The sequence below is a fragment of the Achromobacter spanius genome (assembly GCF_003994415.1).
Taxonomy (GTDB): Bacteria; Pseudomonadota; Gammaproteobacteria; order Burkholderiales; family Burkholderiaceae_B; genus Achromobacter; species Achromobacter spanius_C.
In genome coordinates this window covers 3,755,331-3,771,243 of record NZ_CP034689.1, presented here as the reverse complement: position 1 = coordinate 3,771,243, position 15,913 = coordinate 3,755,331, and the positions used below count along the sequence as shown (strand labels likewise).

Genomic DNA, 15,913 nt, shown 5'->3' with positions numbered 1-15,913 from the left:
TCCCCTTGACTCCCCTTGACCCGCTGCGCATCGCGGCGGGGTCCGTTCCCACTTACAAAGAGAGCTGCAAGATGAATTCCTCCACAGTGTTGATTACCGGCGCGTCCTCCGGCATTGGCGCCACCTATGCCGAACGCTTTGCGCGGCGTGGCCATGACCTGGTGCTGGTGGCGCGCGACCGAACCCGGCTTGACACGCTGGCCGCGCGCTTACGGCAAGACCATGGCGTTGCGGTCGACGTGCTGGTGGCAGACCTGACGCGCGACGACCACATCGAAGCCGTCGAGGCCAGGCTGCGCGATGACGCCCGCATCCAGATCCTGATCAACAACGCGGGCGCCGCGCAGACGGGCAACTTTGTGGCGCAAACGCCTCAGGCGGCTGGCCAACTGGTGGCGCTGAACACGACGGCCCCAACGCGGCTGGCCAGCGCCATCGCGCCGCGTCTGGTGCAAGCCGGCACGGGCGCTATCGTCAACGTGGGGTCGGTGGTGGGCTTCATGCCACAGTTCGGCATGGCGGTCTATGGCGCCACCAAGGCTTATATGTTGTTCCTGTCGCAGGCCTTGCATGAAGAGCTGTCGCCCGCCGGCATCTATGTGCAGGCCGTGTTGCCAGCCGCCACGCGCACCGAAATCTGGGAACGCGCGGGCATCGATATCAATGCGCTGCCGGAAGTGATGGACGTGGGCGAATTGGTGGACGCCGCGCTGGTTGGCTTTGACCGGCGCGAGGCAGTGACGATCCCGCCGCTGCATGAGGCGTCGCGCTGGGAGGCCTTGGACGGCGCGCGGCAGGCACTGCTGGGCGACATCAGGATGGCCAGCGCGGCGGCACGCTATCGCATCGCTTGATGGGCGAACTGCCGCCTACTGAAGCATGGGTGCCGCGACCCCGATCGCACCCGTGTTGATCAGCCGCTGCAGATACTGCGTGCCTTCGCGCAGCGCCTCGGCGGGGGTTTCCCAGGGCGTGTGCGGGCAAGGCATGCACCAGTCGACCAGAATGTCGGTGCATCGCACCACCTGCACCAGCGAAATGAAGCCGGCCGGCAGCGACCCAGGCTTGTCCAGCGCGCGCAACGGAACGGCGCGCACGCTAAGGATGTAGCCGCGATACTGCGTAATGACGGAATGCTCCATAAGGCCTCCCCACAAGACCTTCACTTGATGTTCACAAGACCCGGACGCGATTGCCGCAAGGCTTTCGTGACCGCTGAAACGTCAATGCGCCCGGCGGGTGCCGGGCGCAGGGTTGCACGCTCGCAAATCACGATACGGTGACCGAGATTTTGCGGGGCTGTGCTTCACGCAGGCGCGGAATCTGCAAGGTCAGCACGCCGTGCTTCAAGTTGGCGGTGATGTGGTCCTTGTCCAGGTCATGGCCCAGCGTGAAGCTGCGGCGGAACAGGGGTTCGCGCAGCTCGTTGTGCACCAGCCGCACCTCGGCCGGCACCTGCACGGCCGCTTCGCCTTCGATCAGCAGTTCGTTCGACTGCACCTTGATCGACAGCCTGTCCTTGGACACGCCCGGCAGGTCGGCCAAGAGCGTAATGCCGGTGGCGTTCTCGTAAATGTCCACGGCGGGCAGGGTGGCGGGGCGGTTGCTGTCGTTCGAGACCTTGGCCAAAGATTCCGAGCCGCGCGTGGCGGCCAGTTGGTTGCGTTCTTCCATGATGGTCCTCCTGTGTCGTCAGCGTGCGTTCATTGGACGGAGATCAGGCGCGGCTTGGCGGATTCGCGCTTGCCGATCGAGATGCAAAGGCAGCCGTCGGTGTAGCGCGCCTGGATGTTCTCGGGATCCGCGTCGCTGGGCAGTTCCACCACGCGGCTGAAGCGGCCACGCGCGCGTTCGCGGGCGTACAGGGTGGTTTGCCCGGCAGGTTCCTCTTCGCGCCGTTCGCCGGAAATGCTCAGCAGGCCTTTTTCCATGGTGACCTCAAGCGCTTCCGGGTCCACGCCGGGCACGAAGGCCACAACTTCAATGGAATCGGCGCAGGCGCCCACGTTCACGGGCGGAAAGTCGCCGCGCGCGGTGGATCGCAGATTGGAAGGCGCGGTCGAGGACCGCAGGATTTTGTCCAGCTGTTGCAGGGTGTCCAGGGCGGAACTGATGCCGCTATCGAAAAATGGATACGTTGCCATGATCGTCTCCCGATAAGGTCTGGTTCAGACGGGCGTAGGGCTCAGCGGCATGGCTTATATAAGCCGCGCGGCCCCGCCATAGCGCAAATGTGGCATCGGGTTTGCAGGTTTCAAGAGACGGGTTTGATTGATTTCTTCAATCAGGCCGGCGGGAAAAATTGCGGATTTTTTTAGGCTGCAACGCAGGCTTCAATGCAGGTTTCAACGTCAGGTTTCAAACAACGCCTTGTTATCGCCAAACATCTCGGGCAGGTAGTCCACTACCGTCTGGATGGGCGCGTCCTTGCGGTCCTGTCGGCGTGTAAGCAGCACGATTTCACGCGGGGGCGGCGGGGCTTCCACCCGGGATATCCGCGTCAACGGCGGTGTCGCCCGGCGTCATCAAGACGCCCATGCATGCGCCCAAAACGCATCAGGCGTGGGGGGGATTGCATCCCATGAAGCGTTTGGGCTACATCGCCGATATCGCGCAGGCGGTAATGTATCGGGGGGACGCCGGCTTTGTGACTGGCGAAATCCTGCATGTCGATGGTGGCCAGGTGGCGGGCGCTTGACCGTCAACATCGCCGCCAAAGCACTGATCCCGTGGCAAGGCCAAGTTCAAAGGAGAACAACATGCCCTACGTAAATATCAAAGTTACTCGTGAGGGCACCGCGCCCGGCGCGACGGCCACAACGCCCGAACAGAAGCGAGCGCTGATCAAAGGCGTCAGCGATCTGCTGTTTGACGTGTTGGGCAAGCCGCGAGCGTCGACCTTCGTGGTGATAGACGAAGTGGATATGGAAAACTGGGGCGTCGGCGGCCTCGCCGTGCCTGAGTATCGAGCGCAACAAGCCAAGGCCGACACGTAGCTTGCCGCGATAGTCGTCCGGACGTCCCGGCATTTTCTCTACGCTTGAGCACCATTTCAAGAAGCGATAAATTCGTCAGGCATGTTTGTTCGATGGGCATGCCCCCACGCGAAATCCGCTTTTCGATAACGGAGATCTCATGGACATCTTCACGACTATCCGCACGCATATCGCCGCGCTGGGCCTGCCGCTATACGCGGTCAGCGCCAGCGCGGTGCAAAAGTCCGACACGCCTATTTTGTTGACGCTGCACTGGCACGGCTTCAAGCCCGACAGGACGGCGATTGCGCAGCCACTGCGGTCGGTGGCGGCGTCGGCCTTGCAGCTGAACCAGCGCTGGAATGACGTGGCTGAAATCGACGAAGCCGTGTTGGAAGCCGGATGGCGCTTGGGCGCTTGGGACGTGGAGCGCGTGGCGCATCCCGGTTGGTGCCGCCTGAATGCGCCGCTGGAAGAAGCCGTGGCCTGCCGGCGGGCCTTTGCCGACTATTCCGATCTGCCCGGCGGGCAGGAACGCGTCGCGCTGGAAGCGCCCGATCACTCGGCGCTGATGGAACTGGCTGCCCGGAAAGGATATCTGCGGTGGATGTTCCGGCCGCGCAAGAACGGCATCTGGAATCAGACGGACGCGGATGATGCCACCGTGGATGCTGAAGGAGGGCGTTCGCAGCCCCGTCCCGTGCATGCCTCGCCCACCGCCAAGCTGCAAAAGCGCGTGACTTTTCGGCTGGGAAAGGCGGTCGGCATCTGGGTCTCTGGTGAGCCACTTCGTTGATGCAATTTGATGCAATTTGCGGGTCTTGAAGCCGCGCGGGTCTGCCCATAAATCCTGATGCGCGCCCGCGAGGCGCAGTGTTTGGTGATCTGTATTGTTCAGGAGATTGAGTCATGAAGATCCGTCCCCTCTATGACCGGGTAATCGTCAAGCGCATCGAACAGGAACGCAAGACCGCATCCGGCATCGTGATTCCCGATTCCGCGGCGGAAAAGCCCGAGCAGGGCGAAGTCGTGGCGGTCGGTAGCGGCAAGGTCGGTCGCGACGGCGCCGTGCAGCCACTGCAACTGAAGGTGGGTGACCACGTCCTCTTCGGCAAGTACGCCGGGCAAACCGTGAAAGTCGACGGCCAGGAGCTGTTGGTGATGCGGGAAGACGATGTGCTGGCGGTGCTGGAACCCGCCCGCGACACGTTGAAGAAAGCGGCTTGACGCCGCTGCCCGAGCCGGTATCAGGAGTCTTCCAAAGACATAGACATATCAGGAGCCTTAGAAATGAGTGCCAAGGACATTCAATTTCACGACAACGCGCGCGCCCGCGTGGTGAAGGGCGTCAACATTCTGGCCGACGCCGTCAAGGTCACGCTGGGACCCAAGGGCCGTAATGTGCTGCTGGAACGCAGCTTCGGCGCGCCGACGATCACGAAGGACGGCGTGTCGGTCGCCAAGGAAATCGAACTGAAGGACAAGTTCGAGAACATGGGCGCCCAGATCGTCAAGCAGGTAGCGTCGAAGACGGCCGGCGTGGCGGGCGATGGCACCACCACTGCCACCGTGCTGGCGCAGGCCATCGTGCAAGAGGGCATGAAGTACGTGGCCTCGGGCATGAACCCCATGGACCTGAAGCGCGGCGTGGACCAGGCCGTGCAGGCCGTGGTGGAAAATCTGAAAACGCTTTCCAAGCCCATCTCGACCAGCAAGGAAATTGCGCAGGTGGCGTCTTTGTCGGCCAATTCCGACGAGACCATCGGCCAGATCATTGCCCAGGCCATGGACAAGGTCGGCCGCGAAGGCGTCATCACGGTGGAAGACGGCAAGTCCTTGGACAACGAGCTGGATGTGGTCGAAGGCATGCAGTTTGACCGCGGCTACCTTAGCCCGTATTTCGTGACCGACCCCGAGAAGCAGGTGGCGCAACTGGACGAGCCGCTGGTGCTGCTGCATGACAAGAAGATCTCGAACATCCGCGATCTGTTGCCGGTGCTGGAAATTGCCGCCAAGGCGGGCAAGCCCTTGATGATCGTGGCCGAGGATGTGGACGGCGAAGCGCTGGCCACCTTGGTCGTGAACTCGATTCGCGGCGTGCTCAAAGTGGTGGCGGTAAAGGCCCCCGGCTTTGGCGACCGCCGCCGCGCGATGCTGGAAGATATCGCCATCCTGACGGGCGCGACCGTGATCTCGGACGAGACCGGCATGCAGTTGGAAAAGACCACGCTGGAACAGCTGGGCGGCGCGCAGCGCGTGGAAGTGCGCAAGGAAGCGTCCGTCATTATCGGCGGCGCGGGCAAGCAGGCGGATATCGAAGCGCGCGTGGCGGTGCTGCGCAAGCAGGTGGACGAAGCCACCAGCGACTACGACCGCGAAAAGCTGCAGGAACGCGTGGCGAAGCTGGCCGGCGGGGTTGCCGTGATCAAGGTGGGCGCCGCCACCGAGGTCGAGATGAAAGAGAAGAAGGACCGCGTGGACGACGCGCTGCACGCCACGCGTGCCGCCGTGGAAGAGGGCATTGTGCCCGGGGGCGGCGTGGCGTTGTTGCGGGCGCGCACGGCCATCCACGGCCTGAAAGGCGCCAACGCCGATCAGGACGCAGGCATCCGCATCGTGTTGCGCGCGCTGGAGGCGCCGTTGCGCGCCATCGTCACCAACGCGGGCGACGAGCCTTCGGTGATTGTGGCGAAGGTGCTGGAAGGCAAGGGCAACCATGGCTACGACGCGGCCACCGGCAACTACGGCGACCTGGTGGAACTGGGCGTGATCGACCCCACCAAGGTGACGCGCACCGCGTTGCAGAACGCGGCGTCCATCGCCGGCCTGATCCTCACCACGGACGCCACCGTGGCGCAACTGCCGGAGGAGTCCAAGGCGCCCGCCGCGCCCTCGCCTGAAATGTCGTTCTAAGGGGGGCGCTGGGGCTGCTCGCCCCGGTTCAGGGTGAAAAAAGGGCGCCAGGCGGCAAGGTAATGCTTGCCGTCTGGCGCCCTTTGTCGTGCGGGGCTTTTGTCGTTCGGGGGGGGCTATATCAGGGGGGCTGTTATCTATTCGACGTCAGCCTTGGCGGCCCATGATGCTCAACGCCACGGCCTCGGCAATCTTGATGCCGTCCACGCCCGCCGACAGAATCCCGCCCGCATAACCGGCACCTTCGCCGGCCGGGAACAGGCCCTTGGTATTCAGGCTTTGCAGCGTGTCGTTGTCGCGCTTGATCCGCACGGGCGACGACGTGCGCGTTTCCACGCCAGTCAGCACGGCGTCGTGCATGCCGAAGCCCTTGATGGTCTTGTCGAAGGCGGGCAGCGCTTCGCGAATGGCCGTGATGGCGAAGTCGGGCAGCGCGGTCGCCAGGTCGGTCAGGTGCACGCCCGGCGTGTAGGACGGCAGCACGGAACCGAATTCCGTCGACGCCTTGCCCGCGATGAAGTCGCCCACCAACTGGCCGGGCGCGCTGTACGTTTCGCCGCCCAGCACGAAGGCCTGCGATTCCCATTTGCGCTGGAAGTCCACGCCGGCCAGCACGTGTTCCGGGTAGTCTTGCTCGGGTGAAATCCCCACCACGATGCCCGCGTTGGCATTGCGTTCGTTGCGGGAATACTGGCTCATGCCGTTGGTGACGACGCGGTTGGGTTCCGACGTGGCGGCCACGACGGTGCCGCCCGGGCACATGCAGAAGCTGTACACCGAACGCCCATTGCTGGCGTGATGCACCAGCTTGTAGTCGGCGGCGCCCAGGATGGGGTGGCCGGCGCTGGGGCCGAAGCGTGCCTTGTCGATCAGGGATTGCGGGTGTTCGATACGGAAGCCGATCGAAAACGGCTTGGCTTCCATGTACACGCCCTGGTCATGCAGCATCTGGAAGGTATCGCGCGCGCTGTGGCCGATGGCCAGCACCACGTGATCGGCCTCGATGTGTTCACCGCTGGCCAGCGTAACGCCGGTGACCTGGCCGTTTTCGCGTTGCAGCGTTTCCACCTTGCTGGAAAAGCGCACTTCGCCGCCCAGCTTGGTGATGGTGTCGCGCATGACTTCGACCATGCCCACCAGGCGGAACGTGCCGATGTGCGGCTTGCTGACATACAGGATTTCTTCCGGCGCGCCGGCCAGCACGAATTCCTTCAGGACCTTTTCGCCATAGTGCTTGGGGTCTTTGATCTGGCTGTACAGCTTGCCGTCCGAGAACGTGCCCGCGCCGCCTTCGCCAAACTGCACGTTCGACTCGGGGTTCAGGATGCGCTTGCGCCACAGGCCCCAGGTGTCCTTGGTGCGTTCCCGCACGGCCTTGCCGCGTTCCAGGATGATGGGCTTGAAGCCCATCTGCGCCAGCACCAGGCCGGCGAACAGGCCACAGGGGCCGGTGCCGATGACGATGGGGCGCTTGGCCAACGTGGCGGGCGCCTGGGCGACGAATTTGTATTCGGTGTCGGGCGTGGGCTTCACATGACGGTCGTCATGAAAGCGGGCAAGCAGCGCCGCTTCGTTTTCCACGTCGATATCCAGCGTGTAGGTCAGCAGGATATTGTGCTTTTTGCGCGCATCGTAGCTGCGCAGAAAGATGGTGAAGCCGTGCAGGTCGCTAGCCGGAATGCCCAGTTTCTTAAGAATCGCGGCGGGCAATTCTTCGGGCGTGTGGTTCAACGGCAGCTTGATTTCGGTCAGTCGCAACATGCTTCGGTCCAGAAGGTGGGCGATCACAACGTCGCCAAACGCGGGATTGTACTGGAGCGATCAAGAGGCGGCCTCCCCAATTCGCCACCACGGGGTGCCGGCCCCGGGGGCTTCCATCGCCACCCGTTCCCCCATCACGGGCGTCGTCAGTGCCACCCCTTTGGACGACGCCAGCGCCGCGATCCGTTCAAACGGGTCTTCCCACGCATGCAGTGCCAGGTCGAACGTGCCGTTATGAATCGGCAGCAGCCAGCGGCCGCGCAGGTCCAGGTGGGCTTGCAGGGTTTCTTCGGGCTGCATGTGCACGAAGGCCCAGCGCTTGTCGTAGGCGCCGGTTTCCATCAGCGTCAGGTCGAAGGGGCCGTAGGCGTTACCGATGGCCTTGAAGCCGTCGAAGTAACCGCTGTCGCCGCTGAAGAAGACGCGCAGGTCGGCGTCCTGGATGACCCACGAGGCCCATAGGCTGCGGTCCGTGTCGGTCAAGCCGCGTCCTGAAAAGTGTTGGGCCGGCGTGGCGGTCAGGCGTAGCCCGTCGACGTCGGTGGATTGCCACCAGTCCAGTTGTTCGACGCGGGCGGGGTCGACGCCCCAGGCGATGAGCTGGTCGCCCACGCCCAAGGGGGTGATGAAGCGGGCGGTCTTGGCGGCCAGCTTGTCGATGGCGGCGCGGTCCAGGTGGTCGTAGTGGTTGTGCGACAGGATCACGCCGGCAATGGGCGGCAGGTCTTCGATGTAAATAGGGGGCGCGTGAAAGCGCGCCGGGCCGGCCCATTGCACGGGCGAGGCGCGCTTGGAGAAAACCGGGTCGGTCAGCCAGTAGCGGCCACGCAGTTTCATCAGGATGGTCGAATGGCCCAGGCGGTACAGGCTGCGCTCGGGCGCGGCTTGCAGGTCGGCCAAGGTGAGGGGGCGCACGGGAATCGTTTGCTCGGGGACCGTGCCACGGGGCTTGGCGAAGAAGAACGTCCACATGAGCTTCACGCCTTGCCAGAAGCCCAGCGAGGGGCGCGGCAGCGGGTTGCGGAAACGGCCTTTGTGGTGTTGGGGTGACTGCGGATAGCTGGGTTGGGCGGCGGGGCAAGAGGTGAGGGCGGTCACGGCTAGGGTTCCAAGCGGGAAGGGGCAAGGGCGGTGCGGCTGATGCTTCACGGGCCGCAAAAATTACACTGCGCAGTGTAGTTTTGATTTTCTGAAAAGTACACTGAGCGGTGTAAAATTTCTCATCCCCGAAATCCGTGTATCGGCACCTGCCTGTTGCGACGTGCGCACCTCGCCCGCGTGCGCCACCCACCTGACAACGAGCCCCCTTCATGCCCACCCCCCCGATCCGCCTGACCGACCGCAAACGCCAGGCCATCGTGCGCGCGGCGGTGGAAGAATTCCGGTCGGCCGGATTTGATGCCACCAGCATGGATCGCATTGCCGCCGTGGCGGGCGTCTCCAAGCGCACGGTCTACAACCATTTCCCCAGCAAGGAAACGCTGTTCTCGCTGATTCTTGAAGAGCTATGGGCCAGCAGCGCGGCCAGCGTTGCGCTGGCTTATCGCCCCGACGTCGCGCTGGATCAGCAGTTGCGGCAGTTGCTGATGCAAAAGTTGGACCTGCTGGCGGACCCGAACTTCATCGACCTGGCGCGCGTGGCCATGGCCGAAATCATCCATTCCCCCGAACGCGCCCAGGCCATTGTGTGCCGCATGGGCGAAAAAGAGGGCGGCGAAACGGCCTGGATACGCGCGGCCATCCAGGACGGGCGGCTAATGGATGTGGACCCCGAGTTCGCCGGCCACCAGTTGCAGGGGCTGGTCAAGAGCTTTGCTTTTTGGCCGCAAGTCACGCTGGGGCAGCCGCCCTTGAGCGCCGCCGAGCGTAAGCGCGTGGCGGATTCGGCGGTGGAGATGTTCCTGGGGTGCTACGCGCGGCGGGGGTGACGGGGCGCAGTAGGGTTGCTGCAATCCGATGGCGCGGCCTTGCGCAAGCGCATTCCTTACATTATGGTAAGGCACACTTCCAAGGAGCTAGCCAATGACTTCCGCCACCGTGACTTCCAAAGGCCAGATCACCATTCCGGTCGATGTGCGGAATCGTCTGGGCTTGTCGACTGGCGACAGAATCGAGTTTGTTCTGAATGAGGCAAGCGGCCGTTACGAAATGGTGCCGGCAACCTACTCGGTTACGGCGCTTAAAGGCATCATCGCGAAACCACGCAAACCCGTCACGATTGAAGAGATGAACGACGCGATCGCCGAGCAGGGCAAATCAGCGCGATGATCGGCCTGGATACCAATGTGCTGGTGCGCTACTTCGCGCAGGATGATCCGGTGCAGACGCGGAAAGCAAATGCCTTGATCGAATCTTTGACTGCTGAGCAACCCGGTTTCGTCGCCTTGGTGGCTCTGGTCGAAACGGTATGGGTGCTTGGTCGGGCCTACGATGCGCCGCGCTCTTCCATTGCGGAGGTTATCGAAACCCTGCTTCGCACGAAGGAAATTCATGTCGAGGCGGGCGAGACGGTATGGAAGGCAGTGCGTTTGTACGCAGCCTCCACAGCGGATTTTGCCGATTGTCTGATCGAGCGCACCGGACACGAGGCGCTGTGTGAATACACGGCGACGTTTGACGTGAAGGCTGCAAAAGCCACCGGTATGCGGCTGATCAAATAGTTCGTGCATGCTGCACTGGCGGACGTAAAGCACCCGTGTCGTGTGGCGCGACGGGAATAGCCCTAAAACACATTCAACGCCCGCGCCACCCACAGCGCCAAGCCCACGGCTATGCCGATTAAAAGCGCGCGGCGCAGGCCGCCGCTTTTGGGCACGGCGCCGGGGGACGCGGCCGGGTCCATATTGATGCGCGCGCCCTGCGCGGCGGCAGTGCTTGGGGTCCTGCCGGTTTCAGCAGCGTCCGGCACGTCAACCACCGGCGCTGACGTTGCCGCTATCGCACCCGCGCCATCACCGTCCGTCTCAATCGTGAACGCAGGCTTACCTGCGCGTGCAGCATGATCGCCCGGCACATCTTCAATCGACACCCCGGCGTTTTTCAGCATGTCCCACAGGCCCTTCATGCCTTCGCCGTCGCGCAGCGCCTCGATGCGTTCGCGTTCCGCGCGCGGCACGTCGTCCAGGCTGTTGTAGCGCTGGCCGTTGACGGTGACCGCGCCGTTATCGATATCGACCTTGAACACTTCGCCGTTGTCAGTGCCGGCGTAGCTCCATTTTTCTTGAATGCTGACGCTGCCCAGCTTGCCGTCCAGCAGATCTTCAATGTTCACCCGTTGTTCGGGCGTCAAGTTCGTGGTGGAACTCCAACTGCGTGTTGTCGTCGAACTTTTCCAGATCTTCGTCTTGTCGTTCATGCCTGCCGTCCTTGGTGTTCCAAGCGCGAAATATACAGAATTCGTTCACCTAGTTGTCAGAAAAGCCCGCTTTTGCGGGCTTCTTACTTTGTCCTTAATGCAAAACACTTTTCCATGTCAATAAATTCAATCTGATTCGGTCCTGCAAGCGGATCAGATGCATCAATAAGCGCATAATGCCAGCACCTTCTCTTACGTCCCCATTGAAGAGCAGGTTCGATTCTTTCTGAAGTACAGAGCGTGTTGTCACTAGCTCGGCAGTTCGTGTTTCCAGGGTTCATGTTCGGTAGCGCGCTAGGACAACTTGGAATATTCACGGAGATGTCTATGACAGATGATGCAAAGCCGCGTCGTCGGTTTCTTCAGGCGATGGCGATCGTGCCGGCGTCGACACTGGCAGTTGGTGCACTGACCACCGGCTGTACCAACGCCGCGGACGACAAGACCGCGGCGGCCGCCAAGCCCTACGAACCCACCTATTTCACCAAGCCCGAATGGGACTTCATCGTTGCCGCGGTGGATCACCTGATCCCTGCCGACCAATATGGTCCGGGCGCGATTGAAGCCGGTGTGCCCGAGTTCATCGACCGTCAGATGGAAACGCCATTCGGCCACGGCAAGCTCTGGTACATGGAAGGCCCGTTCCACACCGACCAGGCGCCGGAACTGGGTTACCAACTGAACCAGAACCCGCGCGAAGTCTATCGCCACGGCATCGAAGCCTGCAACGCCTGGTGCGTGAAAACGCACGGCAAGGTCTACGCCGAACTGGACAAGCCCTTGCAGGAACAGATCCTGAAAGACCTGCAAGGCAACAAGATCAAGCTGGAAACCGTTCCCGCATCCACCTTCTTCAGCTTTCTGCTGGCCAACACCAAAGAAGGCTTCTTTGCCGACCCGATGTACGGCGGCAACAAGAACATGGTGGGTTGGAAGATGGTGGGCTTTCCGGGCGCGCGTGCCGACTACATGGACTGGGCGGATCAGCCCAACGTCAAGTATCCCTATGGCCCCGTGTCGATCTCTGGGGAAAAGGGTTAATCAATCATGGCTATCAAGAAAGACAAAGTGGATGCGGTACTGGTCGGGTTCGGCTGGACCGGCGCAATCCTGGGGCAAGAACTGACCGAAGCCGGCTTGCATGTGCTGGCGCTGGAACGCGGCGGCATGCAAGACACGCCCAAGGACGCCGAGTACCCGAAGGTGATCGACGAGTTGGCGTATTCGGTGCGCGGCAAGCTGTTCCAGGACCTGTCGAAAGAAACCGTGACCATCCGCCATGGCGTGGACGACGTGGCCGTGCCGTATCGGCAGAACGGCTCGTTTCTGCTGGGCACGGGCGTGGGCGGCGCGGGCTTTCACTGGAACGGCATGCACTACCGCGTGCTGCCCGAAGAACTGGAACTGCGCACGCGCTACGAAACGCGCTACGGCAAGGACTTCATTCCCGAAGGCATGACCATCCAGGACTTCGGCGTCACCTACGACGAACTGGAACCGTACTTCTCCAAGTTCGAATACGTGTGCGGCACGTCGGGCAAGGCCGGCAACCTGAACGGCAAGATCGTCGAAGGCGGCAACCCGCTGGAAGGCAAGCGCAGCCAGGAATATCCGCTGGCGCCGCTTGCCACCACCTATGGCGCGCAGTTGTTCGAGAAGGCCGCGCGCGAAGTGGGTTTCAACCCGTATCCGACGCCCGCGGCCAACGCTTCCGCCCCGTACACCAACCCCTATGGCGTGCGCCTGGGCCCCTGTAATTTTTGCGGCTTCTGCGAAAACTACGGCTGCTACATGTATTCCAAGGCTTCGCCGCAGACGACGATTCTGCCGGTGCTGCTGAAGAAGCCCAACTTCGAACTGCGCACGCATTCGCAAGTGATCAAGGTCAACCTGGATTCGACCGGCAAGAAGGCCATTGGCGTGACGTATATCGACGCCCAGGGCCAGGAGATCGACCAGCCGGCTGACCTGGTGATCCTGTCGGCCTACCAGATGCACAACGTGCGCCTGCTGCTGCTGTCGGGCATCGGCAAGCCGTATGACCCGAAGACCAACGAAGGCGTGGTCGGCAAGAACTACGCCTATCAGATGAACGGCGGCATCAATGTGCTGTTGCCCAAGGGCACGCAACTGAACCCCTTCATGGGCACGGGCGCGGGCGGCGTGGGCATGGATGATTTGAACGGCGACCAGTTCGACCACGGCCCCTTGGGTTTCGTGGGGGGCGCCAGCATCCGCCACGTGCGCACCGGCGGTCGGCCCATCAAGCAGACGCCGACCCCGCCGGGTACACCGACGTGGGGCACGGGCTGGAAGGCCGGTGTGCAGGATGCTTATCAGCGCTACATGATCATCGGCATTTCCGGTTCGGTGATGTCGTACCGCGACGCCTATCTGTCGCTGGATCCGACCTACAAGGATGCCTTTGGCCAGCCGCTGTTGCGCATGACGTTCGACTGGCACGACAACGAGTTCGACATGCTGGGCTACATGGGCAAGCGCATGGAGACCGTGGCCAAGGCCATGAACCCCGAAAAGTATTTCGTGGGGGTGCGCAAGAAGGGCGCGCACTACGACACGCGCATCTACCAAAGCACGCACAACACGGGCGGCGCCATCATGGGCTCGAACCCCAAGGAAAGCGTGGTCAACAAGTACCTGCAAAGCTGGGATGTGCCGAACGTGTTCGTGATGGGCGCGTGTGTGTTCCCGCAGAACATGGGCTACAACCCGACCGGGCTGGTGGGCGCCTTGGCCTATTGGGCCGCGCAGGCGATCCGCGAGCAGTACCTGAAGAACCCCGGCCCGCTGGTCCAGGCTTGAGGAGACGGAACAATGTTGAAGCAAACCATTGTTGCGGCCTTCTCGGCCCTGGTCGCCAGCACCGCCTTCGCGGCGGACGGCACGCCCGCCACGAACGACGCGCAGATGATCAAGCAGGGTGAATACCTGTCGCGCGCCGGCGACTGCATTGCCTGCCACACGGCCGGGGGCGGCAAGCCCTTTGCTGGCGGCCTGGGCATTGAATCGCCCTTGGGCACGATCTATTCGACCAACATCACGCCCGATAAAGAAACCGGCATCGGCAACTACACGTTGGAGGACTTCGACCAGGCCGTGCGCCATGGCAAGGCCCGTGATGGGCATTCGCTGTATCCGGCCATGCCTTACACCGCCTACGCCAAGGTCACGCCCGAGGACGTGAAGGCGCTGTACGCCTACTTCATGCACGGGGTTGAACCGGTCAAGCAGGAAAACAAGGACACGGATATTTCGTGGCCCATGTCGATGCGCTGGCCGCTGACCGTGTGGCGCTGGATGTTCGCACCCGACGTCGTCAACGGCCCGGCCGCCAGCGACTTGAAGGGCGCGGACCGCGCGGCGCTGCTGCGTGGCCAGTACCTGGTTGAAGGGCTGGGGCATTGCAGCACCTGCCACACCCCGCGCGGCTTTGCCTTGCAGGAAAAGGCCTTGAGCGATGCGGACGGCTCGGCCTTCCTGTCGGGCGGCGTGGTGGAAGGCTGGCTGGCCAAGAACCTGCGCGGCGACGTCGTGGACGGCCTGGGTAGCTGGACCAAGGAAGACATTGCCGTGTTCCTGAAGTCGGGCCGCAACGGGCATTCGGCGGCGTTTGGCGGCATGGCGCAGGTGGTGCAAGACAGCACGCAGCACTTGACCGATGACGACCTGAACGCCATCGCCGTGTATCTGAAGAGCTTGCCGCCGGTCAACAAGGACGCCGCCAACAAGCCCCTGGCTTATGACGAGACGGTGGCGCAGGCGCTGCGTACCGGCAAGGACAAGGGCGACGGCGCCATGGCCTTCCTGAACAACTGCGCGGCCTGCCATCGCAGCACGGGCAAGGGCTACACGGAAACGTTCCCGCAGTTGGCGCTGAGCTCGACGGTGAATTCGGCGGACCCGACGTCGCTGATTCACATCGTGCTCAAGGGCGCCCAGATGCCGGGCACGACGGCGGCACCCACCGCCTACGCCATGCCGGGCTTTGACTGGCGCATGACCGACAAGGAAGTGGCCGATGTGGTGACCTTTGTGCGCTCAAGCTGGGGCAATAAGGGCTCGGCGGTCAGCGCGTCTGATGTGGCCAAGGTCCGCAAGGACGTGGGCGCGGCGGCGCAGCCGGCGCGATAAGGTGGTTTTGGGTGGGCGGCCATTGACAAGAATTCGCGCCAAGCGCAATCTCTTGCCCATGCGCCGCCCCCTGACCGCCTTTGCCGTGATTATTAGCCTCCTTGGTACCAAGGTGGGTTAGCGCGCATCGGCACATCGCTACACAACCCGCCAACCGGCGGGTTTTTTGTTGGCCCGCCTGGCACACGCTCAAGGAGAGCCTTGCATGACGTCGTTATCCTCATCGCCCGCCACCTTGCACTTTCTTTGCGGCAAGATCGCCGCGGGCAAGTCCACATTGGCCACGAAGCTTGCCGCGCAACCCGGCACGCTGCTGATCAGCGAAGACCATTGGCTGGCGGCGCTGTATCCCGGCGAGATCCAGGGCATTGCGGACTACGCGCGTTGCGCCGCGCGGCTGCGCGACGCGATGGGCGCGCACGTGACGGCCCTGGTGGGGGCGGGGGTGTCGGTGGTGCTGGACTTTCCGGCCAACACGCTGTCGGCCCGGCAATGGTTGCTTGAGGTGGCGCGGCAAGCGGGTTGCCCGCATCAACTTCATTATTTGCAGGCGTCCGACGCGCTGTGCAAGGCGCGGTTGCGGGCCCGCAATGCCGGAGGCACCCATGCGTTTTCCACCTCGGACGAGCAGTACGACGCCATCACCGCCTACTTTGTCGAACCCGATCCGCAGGAAGGGCTGACCATCGTGCCGCATAGGCAAGGCTGAAAATAGTGGCAAAAATGGCCCGGTGCGACGCCGGGCCGCCTGCTATGA

20 protein-coding genes are annotated in these 15,913 nt (G+C 62.8%); 13 read left to right on the top strand and 7 right to left on the bottom strand.

From position 1 onward, the window contains the following. Nucleotides 1–71: 71 nt before the first annotated feature. Nucleotides 72–854 carry an SDR family NAD(P)-dependent oxidoreductase gene (locus ELS24_RS17155; protein ID WP_127184807.1) on the top strand — a complete coding sequence of 261 codons (783 nt, stop codon included), beginning with the start codon at nt 72–74 and terminating at the stop codon, nt 852–854. Nucleotides 855–869: 15 nt separating this feature from the next. Here the strand turns inward: ELS24_RS17155 and ELS24_RS17150 are convergent, their stop codons facing one another. From ELS24_RS17150 to ELS24_RS31535, 4 genes are all read right to left on the bottom strand, one after another. Continuing rightward, on the bottom strand, nt 870–1,142 hold the full coding sequence (locus ELS24_RS17150) for a hypothetical protein (RefSeq protein WP_050446703.1): 273 nt from the start codon (nt 1,140–1,142) through the stop codon (nt 870–872). Between the two features lie 127 nt (nt 1,143–1,269). Continuing rightward, complete coding sequence (locus ELS24_RS17145; RefSeq protein ID WP_050446702.1) at nt 1,270–1,674, bottom strand: Hsp20/alpha crystallin family protein; 405 nt, start codon at nt 1,672–1,674, stop codon at nt 1,270–1,272. A 29-nt stretch (nt 1,675–1,703) separates the two neighbouring features. Continuing rightward, nucleotides 1,704–2,144, bottom strand: a complete 441-nt coding sequence (locus ELS24_RS17140) for an Hsp20/alpha crystallin family protein (RefSeq protein ID WP_050446701.1) — start codon at nt 2,142–2,144, stop codon at nt 1,704–1,706. A gap of 207 nt (nt 2,145–2,351) precedes the next feature. After that, nucleotides 2,352–2,486, bottom strand: a complete 135-nt coding sequence (locus tag ELS24_RS31535; RefSeq protein WP_255696172.1) for a hypothetical protein — start codon at nt 2,484–2,486, stop codon at nt 2,352–2,354. Nucleotides 2,487–2,536: 50 nt separating this feature from the next. Here ELS24_RS31535 and ELS24_RS31085 point away from each other — a divergent pair, with 50 nt between their 5' ends. The 5 genes from ELS24_RS31085 to groL all read left to right on the top strand — a co-directional run bounded on the left by ELS24_RS31085 (nt 2,537) and on the right by groL (nt 5,888). Continuing rightward, a complete protein-coding gene (locus ELS24_RS31085) occupies nt 2,537–2,698 on the top strand; it encodes an SDR family oxidoreductase (RefSeq protein ID WP_205736915.1) in 162 nt (53 codons plus the stop codon). 61 nt (nt 2,699–2,759) lie between these two features. Continuing rightward, nucleotides 2,760–2,996, top strand: coding sequence for a tautomerase family protein (locus ELS24_RS17130; RefSeq protein WP_050446699.1), 237 nt, complete (start codon nt 2,760–2,762; stop codon nt 2,994–2,996). Between the two features lie 139 nt (nt 2,997–3,135). Next, nucleotides 3,136–3,771 (top strand): diguanylate cyclase, encoded by a 636-nt coding sequence (locus ELS24_RS17125; RefSeq protein WP_127184806.1) that lies wholly within the window; start codon nt 3,136–3,138, stop codon nt 3,769–3,771. A 113-nt stretch (nt 3,772–3,884) separates the two neighbouring features. Beyond that, nucleotides 3,885–4,202 (top strand): co-chaperone GroES, encoded by a 318-nt coding sequence (groES, locus tag ELS24_RS17120; protein WP_050446697.1) that lies wholly within the window; start codon nt 3,885–3,887, stop codon nt 4,200–4,202. 63 nt (nt 4,203–4,265) lie between these two features. Continuing rightward, complete coding sequence (gene groL / locus ELS24_RS17115) at nt 4,266–5,888, top strand: chaperonin GroEL (protein WP_127184805.1); 1,623 nt, start codon at nt 4,266–4,268, stop codon at nt 5,886–5,888. A 147-nt stretch (nt 5,889–6,035) separates the two neighbouring features. Here the strand turns inward: groL and ELS24_RS17110 are convergent, their stop codons facing one another. Together ELS24_RS17110 and ELS24_RS17105 are read right to left on the bottom strand one after the other, a co-directional pair. Beyond that, on the bottom strand, nt 6,036–7,649 hold the full coding sequence (locus ELS24_RS17110) for an NAD(P)/FAD-dependent oxidoreductase (RefSeq protein ID WP_127184804.1): 1,614 nt from the start codon (nt 7,647–7,649) through the stop codon (nt 6,036–6,038). 60 nt (nt 7,650–7,709) lie between these two features. Next, a complete protein-coding gene (locus ELS24_RS17105; protein ID WP_083447352.1) occupies nt 7,710–8,747 on the bottom strand; it encodes an MBL fold metallo-hydrolase in 1,038 nt (345 codons plus the stop codon). 212 nt (nt 8,748–8,959) lie between these two features. On the opposite strand from ELS24_RS17105, the gene ELS24_RS17100 reads away from it, so the two are divergent. From ELS24_RS17100 to ELS24_RS17090, 3 genes are all read left to right on the top strand, one after another. Further along, a complete protein-coding gene (locus ELS24_RS17100; protein ID WP_127184803.1) occupies nt 8,960–9,577 on the top strand; it encodes a TetR/AcrR family transcriptional regulator in 618 nt (205 codons plus the stop codon). Nucleotides 9,578–9,671: 94 nt separating this feature from the next. Further along, on the top strand, nt 9,672–9,917 hold the full coding sequence (locus ELS24_RS17095) for an AbrB/MazE/SpoVT family DNA-binding domain-containing protein (RefSeq protein WP_050446692.1): 246 nt from the start codon (nt 9,672–9,674) through the stop codon (nt 9,915–9,917). After that, nucleotides 9,914–10,309: a PIN domain-containing protein gene (locus ELS24_RS17090; protein WP_050446691.1), complete on the top strand. Its 396-nt coding sequence runs from the start codon at nt 9,914–9,916 to the stop codon at nt 10,307–10,309. Before ELS24_RS17095 ends, ELS24_RS17090 begins: the two co-directional genes overlap by 4 nt. Nucleotides 10,310–10,371: 62 nt before the next feature. On the opposite strand, the gene ELS24_RS17085 is transcribed toward ELS24_RS17090, so the two are convergent. Continuing rightward, complete coding sequence (locus tag ELS24_RS17085; protein WP_127184802.1) at nt 10,372–11,004, bottom strand: hypothetical protein; 633 nt, start codon at nt 11,002–11,004, stop codon at nt 10,372–10,374. 327 nt (nt 11,005–11,331) lie between these two features. On the opposite strand from ELS24_RS17085, the gene ELS24_RS17080 reads away from it, so the two are divergent. From ELS24_RS17080 to ELS24_RS17065, 4 genes are all read left to right on the top strand, one after another. Continuing rightward, the gene (locus tag ELS24_RS17080; protein ID WP_050446689.1) at nt 11,332–12,045 is read left to right on the top strand and encodes a gluconate 2-dehydrogenase subunit 3 family protein; all 714 of its coding nucleotides are present in this window, start codon (nt 11,332–11,334) and stop codon (nt 12,043–12,045) included. A gap of 6 nt (nt 12,046–12,051) precedes the next feature. Continuing rightward, nucleotides 12,052–13,827, top strand: coding sequence for a GMC family oxidoreductase (locus tag ELS24_RS17075; RefSeq protein ID WP_127184801.1), 1,776 nt, complete (start codon nt 12,052–12,054; stop codon nt 13,825–13,827). 12 nt (nt 13,828–13,839) lie between these two features. Then, nucleotides 13,840–15,156 (top strand): c-type cytochrome, encoded by a 1,317-nt coding sequence (locus ELS24_RS17070; RefSeq protein WP_050446687.1) that lies wholly within the window; start codon nt 13,840–13,842, stop codon nt 15,154–15,156. A gap of 205 nt (nt 15,157–15,361) precedes the next feature. Next, the gene (locus ELS24_RS17065; protein WP_127184800.1) at nt 15,362–15,865 is read left to right on the top strand and encodes an AAA family ATPase; all 504 of its coding nucleotides are present in this window, start codon (nt 15,362–15,364) and stop codon (nt 15,863–15,865) included. Nucleotides 15,866–15,913 lie beyond the last annotated feature (48 nt).